This window comes from Phenylobacterium sp. GW821-FHT12F10 (assembly GCF_058806695.1).
The window spans coordinates 1,796,640-1,820,593 of record NZ_JBXAPY010000001.1 but is presented as its reverse complement, the minus strand read 5'-3'; the positions used below and the strand labels follow the sequence as shown (position 1 = coordinate 1,820,593).

The following is a 23,954-nucleotide window of genomic DNA, read 5'->3' as shown; positions in this document are numbered from 1 at the left end:
GGCCGCGATGCTAGCAGCAACCAAGCCGATGTCTTGAGGGAGAGTTCAGATGGCCGACTTCGCAGTCGAGATCGCCGCCGCGCAGGGCGTGCTGGACGAGTTCATGGCGGGGTTCAACGCGCGGGACGTGGCGCGCTGGGACGCCACCTTCAACTTCCCGAGCGTGCGTCTGGCCTCGGGGACCCTGGTGATCATCCAGGCCGGCGACCACAAGCCGGGCATGTTCGACAAGGGGGCGCTGGCGGACTGGGACCATTCGGCCTGGGAGCGGCGGGAGGTGATCCACGCCGGGGCCGACAAGGTGCACATCGACACCCGCTTCACACGCTACCGCAAGGACGGCAGCGTGATCGGCGGGTTCGATTCAATCTACGTGATCACGCGCGAGCACGGCCATTGGGGCGTCAAGGCCCGGTCGAGCTACGCGCCGTAGAGCCTAACGGCTCCACGATTTTTCCTGGTCGCGTGACGGGCGCCGGAACCGGCGGCCACTTCCGGCTGTCACGCTCCAGAACCCGTCCTAGTAGCGGCGGGTCACGTAGTGGCAGTTCTTCTTGGCGTTCTTCTTGGCCAGCTGGTGGCCGGTGAGGCCGCCGAGGCCCGCGCCGATGACGGCGCCTTCGGTCTTGGCCCCGTGGCCGGCCACGGCGCTGCCCAGCAGGGCCCCGCCGACGGCGCCGACGACAGTGCCGGTGTTGGCGGCGTGACGGACGTCCTTCTCGCAGACCCAGACCTTGTGGGTGCGGGTGCGGGCCTCGGCCGAGACGGGAAGAGACGTCATGGCGACGGCGGCGGCGATCAGGGCGATGGGCGCGAAGTGGTTGCGCATGGGGGGAACTCCCTTGAGGGTTTGTCGGTCAGGCGACTTAACCCCCAGGGCCGCTGAAGGTTGCTACTTGGCGACGCTGAAGGACCCCGCCGCCCCGGGGAAGACCACCGGACTTTCATAGCCGTCGGCGGAGATGGCCGAGACCCCGAAGAACCAGTCGTCGATGACCACGCCCTTGAGGGTCTCGGCCGTGGCGGTGGTGTCCTTGGCGTGCTCCCAGCGCGGGGCGGTGGTGGCGCGCCAGTGGACGCGGTAGCCCCCCGCGCCGGGGCTGGCGGACCAGGAGACCTTGGTGTCGGGGGAGACCGCGCCCTCGATCTTGACGTCCTCGGGCGGGGCCGGCGCCTTGGCGAGCGCCGCCATCATCACGACGTTGAGCTGGGTGACCTTGGCCAGATAGGGGAAGTCGACGCCCTCGATGGTGTCGCCGTAGGGGCGGCCGTTCTCGGTGCGCAGGTCCTGGTGCTGGCGATCATAGTGCTCGGCGGCCTCGGTGACCCGGATGGCGGGGAAGCCGGCGTTCAGCATCTCCACCTGGTCGCCGCCACGGCCGTAGCGGTCGGTGCGGTAGACCATCACCACATCGAGATCCTTCAGATAGGTCTCGGCGAGGCCATCGGCGAAGCGGGCGAGGTTGCGCGAGGGGGAGTCCACCTCGCCGCCATTGTAGCGGCGGCCATTCGCCTGGTCGGGGGTCTCCACCGCCTTGGTGCCTTCGGAGAAGACGCGGACCTGGCGGTCGTTGTGGACGCCGCTGGCGCCATGGGTGTTGCCGACGATGTCGTTGTTGAGGTCGGCCTCGACCCGCCAGCCGTGGTCCTTGGCGTAGGCGGCCAGGACCTTGCCGCCATAGAGGCCCTGTTCCTCGCCCTCCAGGACCGCGAAGACCAGGGTGGCGGGGAATTTGTGCTTGGAGAGCACGCGGGCGGCCTCGATCACGGCGGCGGTCCCCGAGCCGTCGTCATTGGCGCCGGGCGCGTCGGCCGTGGCGTTCATGACGTCGGTGACCCGGCTGTCGATGTGGCCGGAGATGACGATCACCCGGTCCGGATCGGTGGTCCCCTTCTGGATGGCGAGGATGGCCCCGATCTCCGTGGGATTGGGAACGCGCTTGCCGGTGAAGGTCTGTTTCGGAACCGCGACGGTGAGGCAACCGCCGCATTCCTTTGAAATCGCCTCGAACTCCGCGGCGGTCCAGCGCTCGGCGGCGCCGATGCCGCGGGTGGGCGAGGCGCGGTCCGACAGGGTGTGGCGAGTGCCGAACCCCACCAGCCGGGTGATGGTGGCCTGCAGCCTGGCCTGCTGGACCTCTCTGGCGATCTGGACCAGTTCGGGCTGCGGCTTGGCGGCGGCGGTGAGCAGGGGGAAGGCGAGGAGGGCGGTCAGCAGGATGGGGCGCATGGGGGACCTTCGAAAACCTGTGACGACTGTTACGCCAGGGCGCCGCGCTCTGCTAGGAGAGCGCCCATGAAACTCCCCATCGATATCGACAGCGTCAAAGGCTTCATGGATCCGGCGGAGGGGGCGGCGCTGTATGACGCGGCCCTGGCCTGCGCGCCCCGCGGGCCGTGCCTGGAGATCGGCGCCTATTGCGGCAAGTCGGCGGTCTATCTGGGGACGGCCTGCCAGGCGGCGGGCGGGGTGCTGTTCTCCGTCGACCACCATCGGGGTTCGGAGGAGAACCAGCCGGGGTGGGAATATCACGACGCCGAGCTGTGGGACGAGGCGGCGGGCGCCATGGACACCCTGCCGTTCCTGCGTACGACCCTGAGGCGGGCGGGGCTGGAGGAGGTCGTGTTCCCGGTGGTGGGCCGCTCGGCCCTGATCGCCAAGGCCTGGGCGACGCCGCTCAGCTTCCTGTTCATCGATGGCGGCCACACCATGGAGGCGGCCCTGGGCGACTGGCGCCACTGGACGCCGCACCTGATGGCCGGCGGGACGCTCGCCATCCACGACGTGTTTCCCGATCCCGCCGACGGCGGCCGGCCGCCCTTCGAGATCTACCAGCGGGCCCTGGCGTCGGACCTCTATGAGGAGGTGGCGGCGGTGAAGAGTCTCAGGGTGCTGCGCCGTGCCTAAGGATGACCTGCCGCTCTTGACGTTCGCCGATGCGGACTCCCTGAGGCGTTGGCTGGAGGCGCACGGCGAGACCTGTCCCGGCGCCTGGCTGCGGTTCGCCAAACAGGGCGCGCCGGAGGCGACCGTGAGCAAGTCGGACGCCATAGATTGCGCGCTGGCCTATGGCTGGGTGGACGGCCAGCTCGGCAGCCTCGACGCCCACTATTTCAAAACCCGCTTCTCGCCGCGGCGGCCCAAGAGCGTCTGGTCGCAGATCAACCGCGAGCGTGTGGAGAAGCTGGAGCAGGCCGGCTTGATGCACGCGCGAGGGCGAGCGCAGGTTGACCAGGCGAAGGCGGACGGGCGCTGGGCCGCGGCCTATCCGGCCCAGAGCAAGGCGGCGCCGGACGCCGACCTGTTGGCGGCGCTGGAGGCCGAACCCGCCGCGCGCGACCTGTTCGAGGCGCTGGATTCCGCCAACCGTTTCGCGATCCTCTACCGGGTGCAGCAGGCCAAGACCCCGGAGAAGCGCGCCGCCAAGATCGCCGAGCTGGTGAGCATGTTGAGCCGAGGCGAGACGATCCATCCGCGCAGGGCGAAGCGGTCGTCGTAGCCTAGGGCCAAGGCGCTTGCGTCGCCGCCATGCCGACGGCCCAGACATAGCCATCCGGATCCTGGATCATCACCTCGCGCCAGCCATGGCCTCGCAGGACGACGTCCTGAAAGATTGCGCCGCGCGCGCGGGCGCGCTCGGCGACGGCGTCCGGATCCAGGCCCAACAGGCGCATCTCCACCCCGAGTCCGCGCGCGCCGCCGCCGGCCAGCGCCGCCGCCCAGGGATTGTGTTCGTAGGTATGGTCGGCGTGCAGCATCAACTCCAGTCCGAGGATCCGTATGGCCGCGAAGTCAGGGTCCGCGTAGTGGGTCTGGGCCTGGAGCACGTCCCGGTAGAAGGCGAGGGCGGGTCCAAGATCGCGGACGATCAGGTTGACGGTGAACTGGGGCAACAGCGCCCCATAGGCCCTTGCCGGAATCCACGGCTCGCCTGTCCGCGTCTTCATCGTCGTCCCCGTCTCGCCGCTCAGTGTCGCGTCAGACTATGCCGGTGGCCGGCCGTCGCAACAGGCCGCACCGCGCGCGGCCGTGCTCGCTGGAGACAGGCGATCGCCTCCTGGAACCGCCAGCCCCATGCGGGCACGATGCGACGGCTCGAAAAATCCGAATCGACGCCGGAGCGGTCTCAGGCCCGCTAAGGTCCTTCGCGCACCTTCAGCATCAGGCCGGCGGCGAGGACGAAGTCGAAGATTTCCGCGTCGATCGGCACGTTCGGCGCCAGGGCCGGATCGGAGATCGCCTGGCGCCACACGGCCCGCAGACCGGCGGTGAGGTCCGGGTCGCCGCCGGTGAACCGCGCCTGGGCGGTCCGCCAGCGCCGGGCGAGGTCGAGGGCGGCGGGCCCGGAAGGGTCGCTGCCGATCAGGGCCCGGGCCTCGGCCACCAAGCCCTCCCACAGGCGACCATTGGCCTCGTCCGCGGCGAAGGCGTCGCGGGCGGTCAGGTCGTCGATCTGTTCGGGACGAAGGTGCTGGCGCATCAAGGGCGCGAAGGTCTCGCCCCAAGGTTCGCGGTTGGGCTCGGCGGCCTGGCGGGTCAGGTCGATGAGGACGTCGACGGCTAGCGCGTCACCTGCGGCGAGGCGGGCCTTGGCCGTGCGGATCGAGGCCAGGGCCGAGTCCAACTGCGTCTGCTGGGTCCGAAGCGCGGCCTCCTGGACCTCCAGGGCGGCGGCGAGATCGACTTCCCCCTTGGCCAGGAGTTCACCGATCTGAGAAAGAGTCAGACCCAGTCGCTTCAAGGAGAGAACCTGGTGCAGGCAGGCGATGACCTCGGCGTCGTAGACTCGCCAACCCTTGGAGTTCCGGCGAGGCTTGAGCAATCCATGCTGCTCGTAGAGCCGCAGGGCGCGGATGGTGACCCCGGTGCGCCGGGCGATCTCGATCGGTTTGAACTCCCGCATCACCGGCGCACCTCAGCGGCGCGGCTTGCCGGCTAGGCCTTCGAGCAAGGCCTTGGCCGCCGTCCAGCCGACGTCACGCGCGCGTTCGGTTCCCTGGGCGTCTCCGCCGAAGTCGAAGCTGAACCCACCGCCCGGCATCTCCATCTTCGTGATTCCGGGCCCGAAGCCCATCAGCAGGTGGCTGGCCGCGTCGAACTGCAGATTGACCACAGGATAGCGGAAATCGCGCGACCTCAGCCGCGCCTCGATCTCATCGGCATAGACGGTGGAAGGCCAGATGGTGTCGGCCTTGGAGGAGACCAGCAGCACCGGACCGCGGATGCGCTCCACCGGGATCACCGCGGCGTCGAGGGGCGCGGCCAATTCGAACCACCGGCGCATCGGTGTCCCCGCCGCCGCGGCCGCCGTCTGGTAGGCGACGGGTCTGTTCTTGAGGGTCCAGGCCGGCCCCAGCGCAGCGGGCGCGCCGCCCATCGGCGGTAATCCGCTCCACACGCGGCTGCTGGGGGAAGAGGCGATCACCCCGGCGACCTCGGGGCGCAGGGCGCCCAGGAGCAGGGCCAGTTCTCCCCCACGTGACAAGCCCATCACCGCCACGGGGCCGACCTCGCGCCGGGCGCGCAGCCAGTCCAGGCCCCGAAAGAGGTATTCCAGCGGGATCTCGTTCAGACTCTTGGGCAGGCCCGAGGGTTGGCCGCTCCAGTCCTGGAAGTAGGCCAGAGCCAGGGTCGGATAGCCCGAGGCCGCGAGGTCGCGGGCGTCCTTCGCGGCGGGAAAGCCGCCATCTGAGCCGTTCAACATCAGCACGCCCGGACGTCGGCGGGCCCCTGGCTGACTGTAGAAGCGTCCCGCCAGGCCGCGGTCTCCGACCTCGGTGGCGATCACCGTTCCGGCCGACGCCCGCGATGCGGCGAGGCCAAGTCCCAGGCCGGCGGCGCGCCGGAATAGGGTTCTGCGATCTGAATTCATGGAGGTTCCCGTCGTCCGATGCTTCGGTCGACGGTCAAGCTGCACCCGAACCTTAGGTTCGGGTCAACGCCTATCTGCCGGTGAGGACGTCATGGGCCGCGGACGCCCCCAGCCTCGCGTCGAAGGCCAGGATGGCGGCGGCCTGGGTCCAGGTGGGGCGCTCGCGGGGCCAGACGATCTGTTCGGCGAACTGCCACCCCATCCAGAAGGCGCCGTCCTCGTCCCGGTGGTTGAGCTGGGAGTCCAGCAGGGCGCAGGCGGCGGCCCGGGCGCCGAGGCCGAGCAGGGCCATGGCCAGTTCGCAGGACTCGGCCACCGTCACCCAGGGTTCGCTGGCCACGCAGCGGCAGCCGCGGCCCAGCACCGCGAAGCGCGGGGCGCGGGCCTCGAGCCGGGCGAAGGAGGCGCCGGGCGACAGCACCCCGGCCAGGGCGGGATAGTACCAGTCCATGGCGAAGTCGGAGCGGTCCTGCAGGCGGTCGAAGCGGTGGGGCGCGTTGCGGATGGCGTGGCTGAGGCGGTCCTTGGCCAGGCGCCAGGCCGGCTGCGGGTCCCCCACCAGATCGGCGAGCTTCAGGGCGCAGTCGAGGCTCTTGTGGATCGAGGCGTTGCCGGCCAGGACCGCGTCGTCGGCGCCCGTCTGGTGGGCCTCCTGGCTCCAGGAGATGTCGCCCTGGGGGTGCTGCAGGGTGAGGACGAAGTCGATGGCCGACCTGACCATGGGCCAGTAGCGGCGGGCGAAGGCCAGGTCGTTGTCGAGGCGGTAGCGGTGCCAGAGGGCCACGGCGGGGTAGGCGGCGAAATTGCTGTCGCGGAAGGCGGCGGCGGGGGTGCGGGCCATGTGCAGGCGGTCGGCCATGGGCAGGGTGTTGCCGTACTCGCCGAGCCAGGCGCCGGACTGCTCCTGCGACCAGGCCAGGTATTCGAAGCCCCGGTCGGCGGCGTCGAACTCGCCCATGGCGCCGAGCGCCATCAGGCATTCGGCGTGGTTCCAGGGGTCCCAGGGGCCCTTGTCGAACCAGGGGATGGCGCCGTTGGCCTGTTGCTGGACCAGGATGACGTCCAGGGCGCCGGTATAGGGGGCCAGGGGGCCGCCGACGCGGTCGAAGGCCAGGCTCATGCGGGCGCCTTGCGGAAGTAGAGCGCCACGCTCTTGCCCATCAGGGGCGCGGTCGCCGCCTCGAGGACGCGGGTGAAGGCCGGGCGGTCCATCAGGTCCCAGACCAGGAAGCGGTGGTAGAGCTTCACCAGGGGGTGGTCGTCGCGGCGGTCCCAGAAGGCGCACTTCAGCCACCAGTAGGGGGCGTGGAGGGCGTGGGCGTAGTGCTTGCCGCGGTAGGCGAAGCCGAGGTCGCTGATGGACTTGCGAAGGTCCGGCTCGTGGAAGATGCGGACGTGGCCGCCGGGCTGGTCGGCATAGCCCCCGGCGCCGGGGGCCAGGGCCCAGCAGATGCGCTCGGGCCAGGCGCGGGGCACGGTGGGGACGAAGCGGCCGCCGGGCTTCAGCACGCGGCGGATCTCGGCCAGGGCCTTGTCGTATTCGTGCAGGTGCTCCAGCACCTCCGAGCAGATCACCACGTCGAAGGCCGCGTCGGCGAAGGGCAGGCGGTAGGCGTCGCCGGAGAGGAAGCTGGTGGCCGCGTCCCCCGTGCTGGGGGGCAGGTGGTCGAGGCCATCGCGGGCCTTGATGAGGCTGGGGATGTCGAGGTCCAGGCCCACGACATTGACGCCGGGGATCATGTGCAGGCCGTGGACGTGGCGGCCCTCGCCGCAGCCCAGGTCCAGGACCCAGTCACCGGCCTTCAGGCCCAGGGTCTCCAGGCGGACGGTCAGCATTTGCGGGCCACGGCCCGGCGCAGGACGGTCTCGTAGGCGGCGGCGACCCGGGCCCAGGAGAAGGCGGTGCGGGCCCGCTGGCGGGCGGCGGCGCCCAGGTCGGCGCGGCGAGCCGGATCGTCCAGCAGGGCGGCGATGGCGCGGGCCAGCGCGGCGCTGTCGCCGCGGGGCACGACCACGCCGGCGTCGCCGACGACCTCGGGCAGGGCGCCGCCGTCGGTGACCACCACCGGGGCGCCGCAGCTCATGGCCTCGGCGGCGGGCAGGCCGAAGCCCTCATAGAGGGAGGGGGTCACGCAGATCGTGGCGCGGGCATATTGCTCGGCCACCTCCTCGTTGCTGAGGTCGTGGATGAAGCTGACCCGGTCCAGCAGGTTGAGGTCGTCCAGCATCTGGGCGGTGGGACCCTCGCGCAGCTTGCCGATGACGATCAGCTCCAGGCGCGGATAGGTCTCGAGCAGGGTGGAATAGGCCTCGATGAGGTGCTTGAGCCCCTTCAGCGGCACGTCGGCGCTGGCGGTGGTGAGGATGCGGTTGTCCCGGCGGCGGATGTCCGGCTGGGGCTTGTAGATCTCCTGGTCGATGCCGAGGTGGATGACGCTCATCACCTGGGGGTCGACGTCCAGGCACAGGGCCACGTCGCGGGCGGCGGCCTCGGAGACCAGGATCACCTCGTTGAGCCGGGGGGCGACCCTCTCCTGCATCTTCAGGAAGGCGTACCACTGCGCGATCAGCAGGCGCATGCCCCACTTGGGTTCGGCGGCCAGCGCCAATTCCAGGTCGCGGCGGATCGGGTGGTGGATGACGCCCACCACCGGCAGGCCGGCGCGCTCGATCTCCAGCAGGCCCTGGCTGAGGGACTGGTTGTCCAGAACGACGTCGTAGTCGCGGCGATGGGCGCGCAGGTACTTGGCCGCGCGGCGGCCGAAGCTCCAGGGCTCCATGAACTTGCCGGCCCAGTGGCCGAAATATTCGGCGGTGTCGGTCCAGCTCAGCAGGTGCTTCCAGCGCAGGGCGCGGTGACCGTTGTGCGGCTGGTTGTAGAGGTCCAGGGACGGCAGCTCGATGAGCCGCACGCCCTCGGGCGTGTCGGGGTAGGGCGGGCCCGAGAGAATGTCGACGCTGTGGCCCCGGCGGGCCAGGGCCGCGGCGGCCTGGCTGAGATAGACCCCCTGGCCGCCGACCCGCGGATCGGAGCGATAGGAGAGGAAGGCGATGCGCAGGGGCGGCTGATCGAGCGCCCCGGAGGGCGCACGCGTCTCGGAGACGCCGACGGGGGGAGAGGGTGTTTTCAGCATCGCCGATGTCCTTAACGCGCCAGCGGGCGAAAGGACTAGGTCGAATGCCGGGTATGGACCCGGAATGTTGTTTCAGGACGGAATTGTGTCGGCTGGCGGGCGTGAGGTGGGCAGGAAGCCGAGAGCTGGCGTTTGAACCACGAACCTCACGCAACAACAGGTTTCATCCCGCATGGAGCGCCGTAGGCGCGGAAGTGCGGGACCCAGATGCACCGATTTCTCCTGCACGCCCCGCGCGTCTGGGTCCCGGACAAGCGCTCCGCGCTTTCCGGGATGACACATGTGTGTTTGCCGTCGCCGCCTAACTGACCGCCACCGGCTCCACCACCAGGGGCAGGCCGCCCTTGGGGCGGATGGCGATGTCGCCGGTGGGCTCGACGGTGTGGCCGGCGGCGGGGCGGAAGCGGAACCGGGCCAGCCAGTGGGAGAGCACCAGCAGCCCCTCGGCCTGGGCGAAGGCCGCCCCGATGCAGACCCGGGGGCCGGCGCCGAAGGGGATGTACTGGAAGCGGTGGTGGCCGGCCTTGGCCTCGGGGTGGAAGTTCTCCGGGTTGAACAGCTCCGGCTGGTCCCAGAGGGCGCGGTGGCGGTGGACGATCCAGGGCCAGATGGAGACCTGGTCGCCCTTGCGGACGGCGTGGCCGCAGAGCTCGTCGTCCACGGCGGCCTCGCGGTCGATCCTCAGGGCCGGGGGATAGAGGCGCAGGGTCTCCTCCCAGACCATCTTCAGATAGGGCAGGCGGGCGAGGATCTCCTCGGGGGTTCCGCCGGCGTCCCAGGCCTCGCGGGCCTCCTCGCCGGCCCATTCCTGGGCCTGGCGGTCGCGGCTGAGCAGGTAGAGGGCCCAGGTCAGGCCGTTGGCGGTGGTCTCGTGGCCGGCGCCCAGGAAGGTGACGGCGTTGTCGAGGGCCAGCTTGGCGGCCTCCCGGGGCGGATGGCTCTGGGCGAAGGCGGCGATCACCCGGGTCATGAAGTCCTGGGGCGGGGCGGGATCGGCCTGCCGCCGGGCGATGAAGTCGGCCAGCCGGCCGATGATGAAGCGGCGGCCGGCGGCGCCGCGCCATTGGACGGGGTTCTGGTCAAGCCAGGGCGCGCCGAGCACCACCCCCAGGCGATACTGGCCAGTGGCGGCCATCACCGCGGCGATGTGGCCGGCCGATTCCTCCACCGAGAGGCCGGCCTCGGAGGAGAAGAGGGTGGCGTTGATGATGTCGAAGGTGGTGCGCAGGCACTCGGCGGCGACGTCGATGACGTCGCTGTCGGCGACAGCCCAGCGGTCGGCGGTGCGGGCGGCGATCTGGCCGAAGATCGGGGTGAACTCGGTGACCATTGACGGCGTGAAGACGGGGGCCATCATCCGGCGCTGCTCGCGCCAGGCCTCGCCCTCGGTGGTGAGCAGGCTCTCGCCCATGGCCGGGGCCAGCATCTTCTTCACCAGGCCGGGCTTGGGGTAGTCGGCGACCCGGTCCAGCAGCACCTTCTTGATGGCGTCGGGATCGCTGATGAAATGGTAGCGCAGGTGGAGGACGCGGCGGGCGTGGTGGTGGTGCTCGAAGGCCTCCTTGGGCCAGCCGTTGAGCGGGTTCTGGGCCTCCTTGTCGACGAAGACGCGCCAGGTGGGCCGCCAGTCCTCGGGCTGTTCGGGCGCGGCGGGTCGGAAGGGCGCGGGGCCCAGGACGGCGGTGTCGGTCATGACCAATCCCCTCGGTCGCGAGCGTTTCGGCTCGACCGGAAGATGAGCGAATTTGATGCAGCGCAACAAACGATATAACCGTGTTGTTCTTGTGATCTGACCTCACATGAGACGGCGATGACCAAGCGTTCGCTTCCGCCCCTGACCGCCCTGCGCGCCTTCGAGGCCTTCGCGCGGCTGGGGAAGATGACCACGGCGGCCGACGAGCTCTGCGTCACCCACGGCGCGGTGAGCCGGCAGATCCGCAGCCTGGAGCTGGCCGTGGGCCTGCCGCTCACCGAGGGGCCCCGGCACCGGCTGAAGCTGACCGACGCCGGCGAGCGGCTGGCGGCCTCGCTGTCGGGGGCCTTCGACCGGGTGGAGCGGACGCTCGCCGAGCTGAAGTCGGCGGACGCCGCCGAGTTGCACCTGTCCTGCCTGGGCACCTTCGCCATGCGCTGGCTGATCCCGCGCCTGGGGTCGTTCCACGCGCAGCATCCGGGCTTGCGGGTGCGGGTGACGGAGAGCTTCGCCCCGGCCGACTTCGCCCGCGAGCGCTACGACGCCGCCATCCGCCTGACCGAGCACGTGCCGGCCCACGGCGGGGAGGCCATCGGCTTCCTGGACAATTTCCATGGGCCCGTCGCCGCGCCGCAGCTCACCGGCGGGACGCCGGGGGTGACGGCCTTCGCCGGCCTGCCGCGGCTGCACACCCGGCCGCACCTGCAGGCCTGGGCCGAATGGGAGCGGCACACCGGGATCTCCCTGCCCGAGGCGGCGCAGAACCGGGAGTTCGAGCACCTGTTCTACATGCTGGAGGCGGCGGTGGCGGGGCTGGGGGTGGGGCTGAGCCCCTTCGTCTATGTGGCCGCCGACATCGAGGCCGGGCGGCTGGCCGCCCCGGTCGGGTTCGTGCGGACGCCGGCCCAGTTCTACCTGATCCTGCCGCCGGGCCCGGCCAAGCCCGCCGTCGCGGCCTTCCGCGACTGGCTGCTCGACGAGGCGGGGCGCGTTCCCAAGCCTAGTTGAAGACGTGCATCAGCCGGTAGGCGGCGGGCAGCAGCAGGACCCCCAGCAGGCAGGGGAAGATGAACAGGATGAGCGGGACGGTGAGTTTCACCGGCAGGGCCAGGGCCTTCTCCTCGGCCCGGAGCATCCGCTTCTGGCGCATGTCCTGGGAGAAGACCGAGAGGGTCTCGCCCAGGCTGGTGCCCATGTCCTCGGCCTGGCGCAGCATGGTGGCGAAGGCCCGGGCGTCGTCTATGCCCAGGCGGTCGGCGAAGGCGGTCCAGGCCTCCTTGCGCGACTTGCCGGCCCGCAGCTCCAGGGTCAGCATCCGCAGGTGGACGGTCAGGCGCGGATAGCGGCGGACCAGTTCGTCGGTGACGCGACCGACGGCGGCGTCCAGGGACAGGCCCGCCTCCACCGAAGCCACCAGCAGGTCCAGCAGGTCGGGGAAGCCGTCGGCATATTCCCGCTCGCGGTCCTTCTGGCGCGCGGACAGCACCTGGTCGGGGCCGAGCAGGGCCAGCAGGGCCAGGATGGCGGCCAGCAGCACCGGCGCCATGCCGCGACCGGGCTGCAGGGCGAAGGGCAGCAGGATGATGGTCCCCAGGGTGGCCAGGGCCAGGGCGGCCGCCCGCGCGCCCAGATAGTAGATCGGCGCCTCGCGGCCGAAGAAGCCGGCGCGCACCAGGCGCATGCGCACGTCGGAGACTTTGGAGGGGTCGCGGACGGCGGCCTGCTGGCCCAGGCGGCGGACGCTGGCGGTCACCTGGCCGAGGATGCGGACCTCGCCGCGGGCCTCGCCCATCGGGGGCGCCGCTGCCGGGTCCTGGAAGCGCGCCCTGCGCAGGGAACGGACGCGCAGCTCGCCGGCGGCCAGGACGCCGCCGCCCAGCAGGCCGCCGGCCACCATGGCCAGGCCGAACCAGAGGATCAGGGTCTGCAGGTCCATGGGCTCAGATCCGCATGTCGACCATGCGGCGCATGATCAGGTTGCCGATGGCCACCCAGATGAACATGGCCAGCAGGCCGGTCTGGATGAAGGGTTCGCCGATCACCTCGCCGTAGAAGTCCGGCGACATCAGGCTGATGGCGCCGCCGGCGATGAAGGGGGCGGCGGTGAGGATGATGGCCGAGATCCGGCCCTCGGCCGAGGCGGCCTTGATCTTCAGGCGCATGCGGTGGCGTTCGCGCACCGTGGCGGCGTTGAGCTTCAGCAGGCCGGTGAGGTTGCCGCCGGCCCGCTCCTGCAGGCGCACGGTGGCGGCGAACAGGTCGACGTCGGGGTGCTGGCAGCGCTGGGACATGCGGCCGATGGCCTGTTCCAGGGTGGCGCCATAGGCGATCTCGTCGGCGGCCATGCCGAATTCCGAACCGATGGGGTCGGCCATCTCGCGGCCGACGAGCTGGATGGCGGTGGGGACGGGGTGGCCGGCCTCCAGGCTGCGGACGATGATCTCCAGCCCCTGGGGGAGCTGGTGACCCAGGGCCTTGGACCGGCGGGCGGCCATGAACTTCAGGAAGAAGATGGGGCCGGCGCCGCCCACCAGCAGGGCGCCCACGGGCGCCATCAGCAGGCTGTGGCTGACCAGGACGATCAGGACCGCGCCGGCCACGGCCGCGGCGATCACCGCCATCAGCCACTTCCGGGGATCATAGGGCACGCCGGATCGGACGATCAGCTCTGCCAGCCACTTCACCCCGGCCCGCAGGTCGCCGGCGGCGGTGAGGCCGCGCTGCTTGCGCAGCTCCACCACCAGCTCCTGGATGCCGCCGATGCGCTCGGAGACCTTGAGCCTCTGGTTGACCTTGCGCTTGACCTTGGCGGTGCTGAACAGGCCGAAGGCGGCCTGGCAGGCGGCGAAGACCGCGGCGAAGACCAGGACCAGATAGGCGCTGGAGGCGTCGAAGCTCATCCCAGCACCTTGGAGGGATCGAAGTTGGCGGTGTCGTAGGCGATGCCGCGGCGGGTCATCTCGTCCAGGCAGCGGGCGCGCAGGCCGCTGGCGCGGAACTCCCCGTGCACGGCGCCGTCGGCGGAGGTGTGCAGGCGGTTGAAGAAGAAGATCTCCTGCATCTGCACCACTTGGCCTTCCATGCCGGTGATCTCGGTGACGCTCATCAGCTTCCGCTTGCCGTCCGACAGACGCATGATCTGGATGATCAGGCCCACCGCCGAGGCGATCTGGCCGCGCACGGCCTCGGGGCTCAGCTTCATGCCCGACATGGCCACCATCTGCTCCAGGCGGGTGATGGCGTCGCGGGGGGTGTTGGCGTGGATGGTGGCCATCGAGCCCTCGTGGCCGGTGTTCATGGCCTGGAGCATGTCGAAGGCTTCCTCGCCCCGGACCTCCCCCAGGATCACCCGGTCGGGACGCATCCGCAGGGCGTTCTTCACCAGTTCCCGCTGCCGGATCTCGCCCTTGCCCTCGATATTGGGGGGACGGGTCTCCAGGCGCACGATGTGCGGCTGCTGCATCTGCAGCTCGGCGGCGTCCTCGATGGTGATCAGCCGTTCCTTGTGGCTGATGGCGGCCGAGAGGGCGTTGAGCAGGGTGGTCTTGCCCGAGCCGGTGCCGCCGGAGATCACGGTGGAGACCCGGGCCTTGATGGCCCCGTGCAGGAAGTCGGCGACGCACTGGGGCATGGCGCCCACGTCCACCAGCTTCTCCAGGGTGTAGGGCTTCTTGGAGAACTTACGGATCGAGACGCAGGCCCCGTCGATGGCGATGGGGGCGATGGCGGCGTTGACCCGGCTGCCGTCGGGCAGGCGGGCGTCCACCATGGGCTGGCTCTCGTCGATCCGGCGGCCGACGCCTGCGACGATGCGGTTGACGATGCGCAGCAGGTGGTCGTTGTCGCGGAAGCGCACGGCGGTGGGCTCCAGCTCGCCGCGCCGCTCGACATAGACCTGGAAGGGGCCGTTGATCAGGATGTCATTGATGCTGTCATCCTTGAGTAGGGGCTCCAGCGGCCCCAGGCCCATCATCTCGTCATAGACCGACGAGCCCAGCTCCTCGAGTTCGGCGGTGTTGAGCGCCAGGCGCTCGGCGCGCGCGAAATCGCCGATCAGGGCCAGGACCTGGCGACGGATCTCCTTCTCGCCGACCTTCTCAAGCTTTGAAAGGTCAAGTTCCTCAATGAGTTGCGCGTGCAGCTTGAGCTTGATGTCGAGCATCTGGCTCTCGGCGAGCGCCGTGGAGGCGGCCGACGCCGCGGCGGCGACGGCGGCGACGCGCTCCGGGGTCGGGGCGGGGGCGGGAGCCTCGGTCTCGACGACCTCGAGGACCACGGGCTTGGCGGGGCTGAAGCGTCCCATCAGGCGGCCCGCGACGCGGCGGGAACGGCCAGGGGCGCGCGGCGGCCGCGCTCGGCGAGCAGGCGATCCACCAGGCCCCCGACATCGCGCACGATCTTGGACTTGGGCCGGTGCTGGCTGATGGCGCCCCCCAGATTGACGGAGGCCGCGGCGGCCTCCCAGTCGGAGGAGATGGCGCCGTCGGCCTTGCGCTGCAGGGCCTTCTCCGCCTCGGCGGTGGAGGGGGCGGGGCCGAACATGCGGCTGGCCAGGCGATTGAGCACGATGCGGGGGCGCAGGGCGGCGGCGGCCTCCACCTCGTCGGAGAGGGCGCGGGCGGCCAACAGGGCGGGCACGGTCAGTTCGGAGACCACCAGCACCTCGTCGGAGCCGGAGAGGGCCTCCAGGGTCCAGCCGTGGCGGTGGCGGGGCATGTCGAGGACGACGTGGTCATAGGAGTCGCAGGCGATCTCCAGGATGCGCAGGACCGCCTCGCGCGAGATGGCGGAGAAGGCGGTGGGATCGCGCGGGCAGGCCAGCAGGTCCAGGCCCTTGCTCACCGGGCTGGCGAAGGCGGCCAGCAGGGCGGCGTCCATGCGTTCGGCGGCGGGGCCGAACTGGGCCAGGCCCATGGCCGGGGTCGCGCCGAGATAGGCCGCGCAGGCGCCGTCGGCCAGGTGCAGGTCGATGAGGCAGACGCTGGAGTCCCGCGGCGACTTGGCGGCGAGGGCGCTGGCGATCTCGATGGACAGCATGGTGGCGCCGGCGCCGCCGACCGCGCCCAGCACGGTCCAGCAGCGGGACTGGTGGCCCGAGGCCACGGGCGCCTGGGCCGCGGCCTGATCCAGCAGGGCGTAGATCGCGTTCTGCAGCTGGTCGTTGGTGTAGGGCGCCTCCACCACGTCGGCGTGGGGCAGGCGCATCAGGGCGCGGACCAGACCCACCGGCAGATGGCCGCCGAGGAACAGGGTCGGGGGCAGGGCCGGGATGTCCGACAGGGTCGCCACGGCGGCGGCCAGGGCGGCCGGATCGGCGCTGTCGGCGTCGATGAGGATCAGGTCGGTCATGCCCGGCCGCAGGTCGGCGAGGCGATCGAGGCCCGCGATCTCCATGGCCGCCCCGAACAGGGGGCCGCGCGACAGGGGGGCCAGGCTGTCGCCGATGGCCAGGACCCGGCGGCCCAGGAGGCTCCAGTTGCTCATGAGGGCGATCCGCTCTTGGTGCGGCCGTCGACCTTGGACAGCGGCTTGTCGAGGGACAGGCCGTTGAGGATCAGATCGATGGCGGTGGCCTCGTTTCCGGCCAGGACCGCGGGGTCGGCCTTGTAGTCGTCGGCGCCGGCCATGCGGGGGGTGACGATGATGACCAGCTCGGTCTCGGCCTTCTTCCACCGCGAGGAGCGGAACAGGGCGCCCAGGACCGGCACCTCGCCGGCGCCGGGGAGCTGGCGCACCGAGTTGGAGTAGTCCTGCTGGAACAGGCCGGCGATGGCGAAGCTTTCGCCCGAGCGCAGCTCCACGGTGGTGTTGGCGCGGCGCACGATCAGGCTGGGGATTTCGATGCCGTTCAGCTTCAGGGAGGTTCGGCTGTCGAGCTGGCTGACCTCGGGCGCCACCTGCAGCCGGATCAGGCCGTTGTCCTGCACCGTCGGCTGGAAGTTGAGGGTGACGCCAAAGGGCCGGAACTCGATGGTGACGGTGTCGCGGCCGTTGGGAACCGGGAAGGGGAATTCGCCCCCGGCCAGGAAGCTGGCCTTCTCGCCCGACAGAGCCACCAGGTTGGGCTTGGCCAGGGTGCGGATGACGCCCTTCTCCTCCAGGGCGCGCAGGACCAGGTCGATGCGCGCCGTGCCGATGGAGCCGCCGATGCTGAGCGCGCCCTGCGGGGCGGAGTTGCCGATCAGGCCCGAGCCGGTCTGCAGGGCGAAGGTGGTGTTGTTGCTGGCGTTGATGTTGAAGCCGATGTCCTTGAGGGAGGAGCGGCTGGCCTCCAGGACGCGGACCTCCAGGATCACCTGCTGCGAGGCCCGCACGGTGAGGGCCGAGGTGACGGAGTCGGGGGCGAACTTCTCGGCCAGGGCCTTGGCCTTGGCGGCCGCGGCGGTGGTGGAGACGTCGCCGGCCAGAAGCAGGCCTTCGCCGAGGTTGCGCACCTCGATCATCTCGCCGGGCAAGGCCGCGGCCAGGTCGGCCTGGAGGGCGTCGGCGTCGTAGCCGACCCGGACGTCCACCACCTCCTGCAGGGCGCCGCCGGCGCCGTAGATCAACAGGTTGGTGGAGCCGAGCTGCTTGCCGCGCACATAGAAGCTGCGGTCGGTGGTGGCGACGATCTGGGCGGTCTCGGGCTGGGCCACCACGATCTTGCTGGCGGGGGCGTCCAGCCGGAAGGAGGCGGACTTGTTGCGGGGCACGGTGATGACCCGCGAGCGGGCGGCCTCGCTGGAGAACTGTTCGGCGGCGGCGGGCAGGGCCGTGGCGATGGCCAGGGTGGCGGCCAGGGCGCCGAGAAGGGAGGAGCGGAGCATTGGGGGGATGTTCCTTAGGCCGCGGGCTTGGGGCTGGCGGCCGGGGCGGCCGGGGCGGCGCTGTTCTCGCCTTCGACGATGGTGATGCGGCCGCCCGAGGGCGCGCCGGCGGAGCGGGCGCGGCGGACGTGGCCCTGGGCCCGCGGGGCGGCCGAGGCCACCTCGGCGACAGGCTCGACATCGGAGGAGCCCAGCGGGCGGAGCGCCAGGGAGAGGGTTCCCATCTCCGCGGCGATGGCCAGTTTCTGGGCGTCCTTGACGCTGACCTCCAGGGTGGTGGTCGAGGGCTTCTCGGCCTTGGTGGAGGTGGGATCGGCGTTGAGGTCGACCCCGAGGACGCGGACGTTCTGCACCACCAGCTGGGACTGCAGGACCTTGTGCGGGCCGTCGGGGGTGAGGTTGCGCATCATCACCACGTCGACGTGGTCGCCGGGCAGGGCGTGACCCCCGACGCCGGAGATGTCGGTGACGCCGATGGCGTAGGCGCGCATGCCCGGCGCGATCTCGGCGGCGACCGAGGGGCGGGCTCCGGGGCCGCTGAGCTTGGCCGGCAGCACGGGTTCGCGGGCGGCGATCAGGGTCAGGGCCACCGGGGCGCCGCCGTGATCCTGGGCCAGGACCTGGGCGACGGAGGTGAAGGCGTTGGCCGGGGCGGCGTCGCGGGGCACCTGGATCAGCTTGAGCTGTCCGGCGTCGAGGCGCGCGCCATAGGCGATGTCGCGGGCGGCCACCACCACGGAGACGGCGTTGGCCATGGGGGAGACCGCGGCGGGGGCGGCCTGGACCTTTCCGGTGTCCGGCAGGGCCACCCGGGCCACGATGATGGCCCCCAGACCCAGGGCGACCGAGGCCCCCAAACTGCCGATTGTAACGAGCCTCATGCCCCACCCCTGGTGCTAATAGCGTCGAACTGTCAGGGGGTTATGGGTGGGGGCCTCTTGCAATACGGCGAATAAAGAGGGTGTGCGATTGTAAACCTTAATTGGTCGGATCGCGGGCTCAGGCCGGTTCGAAGGCGGCGGCGGCCATCAGCGGGGCGTCGATGCGGCAGGTGAGACCGCCCGGTTCGTAACCAATCTGCGCCGCCGCCCCGAGGTCGGCGGTCAGGCCCTGGAGCAGCAGGCGGGAGCCGAATCCCTTGCGGGACGGCGGGGTCACCGGCGGGCCGCCCCGCTCGCGCCAGTCCAGCACCAGCCGGGACTGGCCGTCCCCCGCGGCCAGGCTCCAGGTCACAGAGACCCGGCCCACCTCGGTGGCGAGCGCGCCGTACTTGGCCGCGTTGGTGGCCAGCTCGTGCAGGGCCATGGCCAGGGCGACCGCCGCCCGCGGCGCGATGCGCACGGGGGGCCCCTGGACCTCGAACCGCGCGCCCGCCTCCGGCTCGAAGGGGCCGAGCGCCTGGGCGACGATGTCGCGCAGGTCGGCGGCCTCCCAGTTCTCGCGGGTCAGGATGTCGTGGGCGCCGGAGAGGGCGATCAGCCGGGCGGTGAGCAGGCCGCGGGCCTCGCCGGGGCTCTGGCCGGGGCGCAGGGTCTGGTGGGCGATGGACTGGACGGTGGCGAGGGTGTTCTTCACCCGGTGGTTCAGCTCGTTGATCAGGAACTGCCGCCGCTCCGCGGCGCGGGCTCGCTCGGTGATGTCCTGGATGGCGCCGACATAGCGGACGGCGCGCGGACCCTCCGGGGTGTCCTCGAACAGGGCCTCGCCGTGGGCCAACAGCCAGCGCTCGGCGCCGTCGGGCCGCACGATGCGGCAGTCGTAGGCGACCTTTTCGCGCAGGTCCGGATCGGTGGCGCGTCGCGCCATGGTCTCGGTGATGGCCTCGTCCTCCGGGTGGACAAGGTCGCGGACCATCGCGAAGCTCACCGGCTGGTCCGCCGGAAAGCCGAAGATGGCCTTGGCCTGGTCGGAATAGATCACCTCGTCGGTGGCCAGGTCCCAGTCCCAGACCCCCAGGCCCGCGGCCTCGGTGGCCAGGCTGAGGCGGCGCTCGCTGAGCCGCAAGGCCTCGTCGGCCAGGCGGTGATGGGTCAGGTCCTGCGCGATCCAGACGGCGCCGTCGACCTCGTCCGGGCCGATCTGGCGGGGGCTCACCGTGACCTGGAGGTCGCGGGCCCGGCCCTCGCGGTCGCCGAGGGTGAGATCGCGTCGCTGGGGACCGCCGGCCGCCGCGGCCAGCAGCTCGGCCGCGATCGGGCGCAGGGTCGGAACCAGGGCGTCGAGGAAGGGCCGCCCGTGGATGGGCGCCCCGCCCTCGGCCAGCCAGGGGTGGAAATTGGCGGTGGCGAAGACGCAGATCCCTTGCCCGTCCACCACCGCGATCTGCAGCGGCATGGCCCGGAGCAGGGCGAACATCGGCGCCCGCTCCATCTGGGGCTTGGCCGCCAGGGCCGTCTCCAGGGCCTGGACACGGGCCTGAAGGGCCGCATTCGAGGCGCGCAGCTCGTCCAGTTCAGACATGACCACAGCCTCAGGGCGACGACCGCCACAGCCTAGAGTGGATCGGGCGGGGCTGTGAAGGCGTAACCGCCCCAGGTCAGGCGTCGGTCTTCAGCGCCTCATAGGCCTCCACGGCCTCGATCCATTCCTGCTCGGCGGCGTCGAGGGCCGCCTGGGCCTTGACCCGGTCGGCGCCCAGGCGGGCGGCCTTGGCGGGATCCCTGGTGAAGATGTCGGGGTCGGTCAGGGCCTTGTCGATCTCGGCGATGGAGGCGGTGGCCCGGGCCAGCGCCGCCTCGGCCTGTTCGGCGCGGCGGCGCGCGGTGCCGGTGGGGACCTTGGCCTTGGGGACGGGCTTGGGCGGCGGCGGCGGGGCGGCGGCCTGGGGAACCTGGGAGGGGCCCTTGGCGGCCTGGCGGGCCCGGTCGATCACCAGCTTGGCGTAGTCGTCCATGTCGCCGTTGAAGGGGGCGATGGTGCCGTCGGCGGCCAGCCACAGACGGTCGGCCACCAGCTCCATCAGGGAGCGGTCGTGGGTGATGAGGATGACGGCGCCGGCATATTCGTTCAGCGCGTCCAGCAGGGCCCGGCGGCTGTCGATATCCAGGTGGTTCGTCGGTTCATCGAGGATCAGGAGGTGAGGGGCCTCCATGGCCACCATGTTCAGCAGCAGGCGCGCGCGCTCGCCGCCGGACAGGTTGGCGACCGTGGTCTCCACCTTCTGCACCCCCATGCCGAACTGGGCCAGGCGCGAGCGGCGGGCGGCGTCGCTGGCCTCGGGCATGGCGCGCCGGATGATCTCCAACGGGGTGTCGGAGGGATCGAGCGCCTCGATCTGGTGCTGGTGGAACCAGCCCACCTTCAGGCGCCGGTCGCGGCGCAGGTCGCCGTGCATCACCGTCAGGGCGCCGGCCACCAGCTTGGCGAAGGTGGACTTGCCGGCCCCGTTGACGCCCAGCAGGCCGATGCGGTCGTCCAGGTCCAGGCGCAGGTCGAGATTGCGCAGGATCGGCGAGCCGTCATAGCCCACCGAGGCGCCCTCCAGGCGGATCAGGGGCGGCGCCACCGGCCGCTCGGGGGAGGGCAGGATGAAGGGCGCGGTGCGCTCGGCCGCGACGATGGAGACCGGCGGCAGCTTGGCCAGCTGCTTGAGGCGCGACTGGGCCTGGGTCGCCTTGGACGCCGTGGCGCGGAAGCGGTCGACGAAGGCCTGGAGGTGGGCGCGCTGGGCGTCGATCTTGGACTTGTTGGATTCCAGCAGGCGGGCGCGCTCGGCGCGCTGAATCTCGAAGTTGTCGTAGTTGCCGGGATAGAGGTCGAGCTTGCCCGAATGCAGGTGGAGGATGTGGTCCACCGAGTTGTTCAGGATCTCGCGGTCGTGGCTGATGATGATGGCGCTGTTGGGGTACTTCTTCAGGCGCGCCTCGAGCCAGAGCGCCCCTTCCAGGTCGAGATAGTTGGTGGGTTCGTCCAGCAGCAGCAGGTCAGGCTCGGCGAACAGGGCCGCGGCGAGGGCGACGCGCATCCGCCAGCCGCCGGAGAACTCGGCCATGGGGCGGGCGAGGTCGGCGTGGGAGAAGCCGAGGCCGGAGAGGATTTCCGCCGCCCGGCTGGGGGCGCGGTCGGCGCCGATGTCGCTGAGGCGGGCGTAGATCTCCCCCAGGTGCTCCGGCTCGGCGGTGTCCAGGGAGGCCATCAGGGTCTCGCGCTCGACATCGGCGGCGAGCACGGTGTCCAGCAGGGTCACCGGGGTGGCCGGGTGCTCCTGGTCCACCGAGGCGATGCGGGCGGCCTTGGGATAGCCGATCTCGCCCGAGCCCTGGTGGAGCTGGCCCAGGATGAGCTTGAAGAGGGTGGACTTGCCGACGCCGTTGCGGCCCACCAGGCCCACCTTGGACCCCACGGGCAGGCTGATGGTGGCCTCGTCGAAGAAACGACGGCCCCAGGAGTCGAAGACGAGTTCATGGATCTGCAGCATGGGATCGGACTTACAAAACAGGTTGAGTGAACGGCCGGCCCGGTGGCCGTCGCTGGAGCCTTTTCGTTTCAGACAAGTCTGAAACGATCAAAAAAAGGCTCCAATCTTTTGCGTTGGAGCGTGACGGGCGCCTGAACCGATATCCACTTCAGGCTGTCACGCTCCGGCACGTCTTCGCTCGCGGCGTTGACTAGGGTCGCATCAACCGTCTCTCCGATGACGGGCGCTCCATATCAGAGGTCGGGGGCCGCGTCGCGCGCAACCTGCCTTGGCGCTGTCACCCGGTGCGGCTATAAGCCCGCACCCTTCGGCGCGGACGGCCGCGCCTCAGATACAAAGAACAAGCCAAGACCATGACTGAACGCACCTTCTCGATCATCAAGCCGGACGCCACCAAGCGGAACCTCACCGGCAAGATCAACGCGGTGATCGAAGACGCGGGCCTGCGCATCGTCGCCCAGCGCCGGATCAAGATGACCGAAGCCCAAGCCAAGAAGTTCTACGAAGTGCACGCCGAGCGTCCCTTCTACGGCGAACTGGTGGAGACCATGACCTCGGCCCCCGTGGTCGTGCAGGTCCTGGAAGGCGACAACGCCATGGCCCGCTATCGCGAAGTCATGGGCGCCACCAACCCCGAGCAGGCCGCCCCCGGCACCATCCGCAAGCTGTTCGCCCTGAACGTCGGCGAGAACTCGGTGCACGGTTCGGACAGCGTCGAGAACGCCAAGATCGAGATCGCCCAGTTCTTCAAGGACGAAGACATCGTCGGCTAAGCGATCACGGGGCGTCTAGTCGACGCCGCGTCACCGTTTCCAAGGAGCCCTCCATGCGCTAGCTGAGGCTGGTCGCAGGGAGGGCTTTTTCGTGGGCGCAACAGCGGGTGAGACCTTCCCCGAGATCCGCGAGGCGGTGCGCCGCCTCTGCGCCCAGTTCCCGGGGGCGTACTGGCGGGCCCTGGACCGCGACCGCACCTATCCCACGGCGTTCGTCACCGCCCTGACGGAGGCCGGCTTCCTGTCGGTGCTGATCCCCGAGGCCTATGGCGGCTCGGGCCTGGGCCTGGGCGCGGCCACGGCGGTCCTGGAGGAGATCCACCGCTCGGGCTGCAACGGCGGGGCCTGTCACGCCCAGATGTACACCATGGGCGCCCTGCTGCGGCACGGCAGCGAGGCGCAGAAGCAGGCCTACCTGCCGAAGATCGCCAGCGGCGAGCTGCGCCTGCAGGCCTTCGGGGTCACCGAGCCCACCGCCGGCACCGACACCACCCGCATCTCCACCTTCGCCCGGCGCGAGGGGGACAAGTACGTCGTCAACGGCCAGAAGCTGTGGATCAGCCGGGCGGAACACTCCGACCTGATGATCCTGCTCTGCCGCACCACGGCCCGCGAGGACGCGGCCAAACCGACGGCGGGGATGAGCGTCCTGCTGGTGGACATGCGCGCCGCGGTCGGCAACGGCCTGACCATCAAGCCGGTCCGGACCATGCTGAACCACGCCACCACCGAGCTGTTCTTCGACAATATGGAGGTGCCGGCCGCCAACCTGATCGGCGAGGAGGGCCGGGGCTTCGGCTATATCCTGGACGGCATGAACGCCGAGCGCATCCTGATCGCCGCCGAGTGTGTCGGGGACGCCAAGTTCTTCATCGACCGGGCCAGCGCCTACGCCACCGCGCGAGAGGTGTTCGGCCGGCCCATCGGCCAGAACCAGGGGGTGCAGTTCCCCATAGCCCGGGCCTACGTCCAGATGACCGCGGCCTCGCTGATGGTGGACAAGGCCGCGACGATGTTCGACGCCGGCGAGCCCTGCGGGACCGAGGCCAACATGGCCAAGATGGTCGCCTCCGAGGCCTCCTGGTTCGCCGCCGACACCTGCCTGCAGACCCACGGCGGCTTCGGCTTCGCCGAGGAGTACGACATCGAGCGCAAGTTCCGCGAGACGCGGCTCTACCAAGTGGCGCCGATCTCCACCAACCTGATCCTGAGCCACGTGGGCACCCACGTGCTCGGCATGCCGAAGTCGTTCTGAGGT

23 protein-coding genes are annotated in these 23,954 nt (G+C 70.6%); 6 read left to right on the top strand and 17 right to left on the bottom strand.

The features are described from left to right. Positions 1-49: 49 nt before the first annotated feature. Entirely contained in the window at positions 50-433 is a 384-nt protein-coding gene (locus tag AC1RN5_RS09145) for a DUF6841 family protein (protein WP_493040879.1), read from the top strand. A gap of 87 nt (positions 434-520) precedes the next feature. Here AC1RN5_RS09145 and AC1RN5_RS09140 read toward each other — a convergent pair whose 3' ends face one another. Both AC1RN5_RS09140 and AC1RN5_RS09135 read right to left on the bottom strand, forming a co-directional pair. After that, the gene (locus AC1RN5_RS09140) at positions 521-829 is read right to left on the bottom strand and encodes a glycine zipper 2TM domain-containing protein (RefSeq protein WP_493040878.1); all 309 of its coding nucleotides are present in this window, start codon (positions 827-829) and stop codon (positions 521-523) included. A gap of 63 nt (positions 830-892) precedes the next feature. After that, entirely contained in the window at positions 893-2,230 is a 1,338-nt protein-coding gene (locus AC1RN5_RS09135; RefSeq protein WP_493040877.1) for a M28 family peptidase, read from the bottom strand. A 66-nt stretch (positions 2,231-2,296) separates the two neighbouring features. Between AC1RN5_RS09135 and AC1RN5_RS09130 the strand changes: the two genes are divergently transcribed. Together AC1RN5_RS09130 and AC1RN5_RS09125 are read left to right on the top strand one after the other, a co-directional pair. Beyond that, positions 2,297-2,908 (top strand): class I SAM-dependent methyltransferase, encoded by a 612-nt coding sequence (locus AC1RN5_RS09130; protein WP_493040876.1) that lies wholly within the window; start codon positions 2,297-2,299, stop codon positions 2,906-2,908. Beyond that, positions 2,901-3,500, top strand: coding sequence for a YdeI/OmpD-associated family protein (locus tag AC1RN5_RS09125; RefSeq protein WP_493040875.1), 600 nt, complete (start codon positions 2,901-2,903; stop codon positions 3,498-3,500). Before AC1RN5_RS09130 ends, AC1RN5_RS09125 begins: the two co-directional genes overlap by 8 nt. Position 3,501: 1 nt before the next feature. Here the strand turns inward: AC1RN5_RS09125 and AC1RN5_RS09120 are convergent, their stop codons facing one another. From AC1RN5_RS09120 to AC1RN5_RS09090, 7 genes are all read right to left on the bottom strand, one after another. After that, the gene (locus AC1RN5_RS09120) at positions 3,502-3,948 is read right to left on the bottom strand and encodes a VOC family protein (protein WP_493040874.1); all 447 of its coding nucleotides are present in this window, start codon (positions 3,946-3,948) and stop codon (positions 3,502-3,504) included. A gap of 188 nt (positions 3,949-4,136) precedes the next feature. Then, complete coding sequence (locus AC1RN5_RS09115; RefSeq protein WP_493040873.1) at positions 4,137-4,904, bottom strand: MerR family transcriptional regulator; 768 nt, start codon at positions 4,902-4,904, stop codon at positions 4,137-4,139. 12 nt (positions 4,905-4,916) lie between these two features. Further along, on the bottom strand, positions 4,917-5,873 hold the full coding sequence (locus AC1RN5_RS09110; RefSeq protein WP_493040872.1) for an acyl-CoA thioester hydrolase/BAAT C-terminal domain-containing protein: 957 nt from the start codon (positions 5,871-5,873) through the stop codon (positions 4,917-4,919). 70 nt (positions 5,874-5,943) lie between these two features. Continuing rightward, entirely contained in the window at positions 5,944-6,993 is a 1,050-nt protein-coding gene (locus tag AC1RN5_RS09105) for a prenyltransferase (RefSeq protein ID WP_493040871.1), read from the bottom strand. Further along, positions 6,990-7,709: a class I SAM-dependent methyltransferase gene (locus tag AC1RN5_RS09100; RefSeq protein ID WP_493040870.1), complete on the bottom strand. Its 720-nt coding sequence runs from the start codon at positions 7,707-7,709 to the stop codon at positions 6,990-6,992. Before AC1RN5_RS09100 ends, AC1RN5_RS09105 begins: the two co-directional genes overlap by 4 nt. After that, positions 7,703-9,007 carry a glycosyltransferase family 4 protein gene (locus AC1RN5_RS09095; protein ID WP_493040869.1) on the bottom strand — a complete coding sequence of 435 codons (1,305 nt, stop codon included), beginning with the start codon at positions 9,005-9,007 and terminating at the stop codon, positions 7,703-7,705. Before AC1RN5_RS09095 ends, AC1RN5_RS09100 begins: the two co-directional genes overlap by 7 nt. Positions 9,008-9,308: 301 nt before the next feature. Further along, entirely contained in the window at positions 9,309-10,700 is a 1,392-nt protein-coding gene (locus AC1RN5_RS09090) for a cytochrome P450 (protein WP_493040868.1), read from the bottom strand. A 117-nt stretch (positions 10,701-10,817) separates the two neighbouring features. On the opposite strand from AC1RN5_RS09090, the gene AC1RN5_RS09085 reads away from it, so the two are divergent. After that, positions 10,818-11,708: a LysR substrate-binding domain-containing protein gene (locus tag AC1RN5_RS09085; protein WP_493040867.1), complete on the top strand. Its 891-nt coding sequence runs from the start codon at positions 10,818-10,820 to the stop codon at positions 11,706-11,708. Here AC1RN5_RS09085 and AC1RN5_RS09080 read toward each other — a convergent pair. From AC1RN5_RS09080 to AC1RN5_RS09045, 8 genes are all read right to left on the bottom strand, one after another. After that, positions 11,701-12,636 (bottom strand): type II secretion system F family protein, encoded by a 936-nt coding sequence (locus tag AC1RN5_RS09080; RefSeq protein WP_493040866.1) that lies wholly within the window; start codon positions 12,634-12,636, stop codon positions 11,701-11,703. The genes AC1RN5_RS09085 and AC1RN5_RS09080 overlap by 8 nt on opposite strands. A gap of 4 nt (positions 12,637-12,640) precedes the next feature. Beyond that, complete coding sequence (locus AC1RN5_RS09075; RefSeq protein WP_493040865.1) at positions 12,641-13,600, bottom strand: type II secretion system F family protein; 960 nt, start codon at positions 13,598-13,600, stop codon at positions 12,641-12,643. Then, positions 13,597-15,003 carry a TadA family conjugal transfer-associated ATPase gene (locus AC1RN5_RS09070; protein WP_493040864.1) on the bottom strand — a complete coding sequence of 469 codons (1,407 nt, stop codon included), beginning with the start codon at positions 15,001-15,003 and terminating at the stop codon, positions 13,597-13,599. Before AC1RN5_RS09070 ends, AC1RN5_RS09075 begins: the two co-directional genes overlap by 4 nt. Continuing rightward, on the bottom strand, positions 15,003-16,184 hold the full coding sequence (locus AC1RN5_RS09065; protein WP_493040863.1) for a CpaE/TadZ family protein: 1,182 nt from the start codon (positions 16,182-16,184) through the stop codon (positions 15,003-15,005). Before AC1RN5_RS09065 ends, AC1RN5_RS09070 begins: the two co-directional genes overlap by 1 nt. Continuing rightward, positions 16,181-17,506 carry a type II and III secretion system protein family protein gene (locus tag AC1RN5_RS09060; RefSeq protein ID WP_493040862.1) on the bottom strand — a complete coding sequence of 442 codons (1,326 nt, stop codon included), beginning with the start codon at positions 17,504-17,506 and terminating at the stop codon, positions 16,181-16,183. The genes AC1RN5_RS09065 and AC1RN5_RS09060 overlap by 4 nt, the downstream gene beginning before the upstream one ends. Positions 17,507-17,520: 14 nt before the next feature. Next, the gene (gene cpaB / locus AC1RN5_RS09055) at positions 17,521-18,387 is read right to left on the bottom strand and encodes a Flp pilus assembly protein CpaB (protein WP_493040861.1); all 867 of its coding nucleotides are present in this window, start codon (positions 18,385-18,387) and stop codon (positions 17,521-17,523) included. A gap of 118 nt (positions 18,388-18,505) precedes the next feature. Further along, positions 18,506-19,966, bottom strand: coding sequence for a sensor histidine kinase (locus AC1RN5_RS09050; protein WP_493040860.1), 1,461 nt, complete (start codon positions 19,964-19,966; stop codon positions 18,506-18,508). A gap of 76 nt (positions 19,967-20,042) precedes the next feature. Then, positions 20,043-21,923, bottom strand: coding sequence for an ABC-F family ATP-binding cassette domain-containing protein (locus AC1RN5_RS09045; protein WP_493040859.1), 1,881 nt, complete (start codon positions 21,921-21,923; stop codon positions 20,043-20,045). Between the two features lie 353 nt (positions 21,924-22,276). Here AC1RN5_RS09045 and ndk point away from each other — a divergent pair, with 353 nt between their 5' ends. Both ndk and AC1RN5_RS09035 read left to right on the top strand, forming a co-directional pair. Then, positions 22,277-22,696, top strand: a complete 420-nt coding sequence (ndk, locus tag AC1RN5_RS09040; RefSeq protein WP_421931312.1) for a nucleoside-diphosphate kinase — start codon at positions 22,277-22,279, stop codon at positions 22,694-22,696. 91 nt (positions 22,697-22,787) lie between these two features. Beyond that, positions 22,788-23,951 (top strand): acyl-CoA dehydrogenase family protein, encoded by a 1,164-nt coding sequence (locus tag AC1RN5_RS09035; RefSeq protein ID WP_493040858.1) that lies wholly within the window; start codon positions 22,788-22,790, stop codon positions 23,949-23,951. Positions 23,952-23,954: the final 3 nt, after the last annotated feature.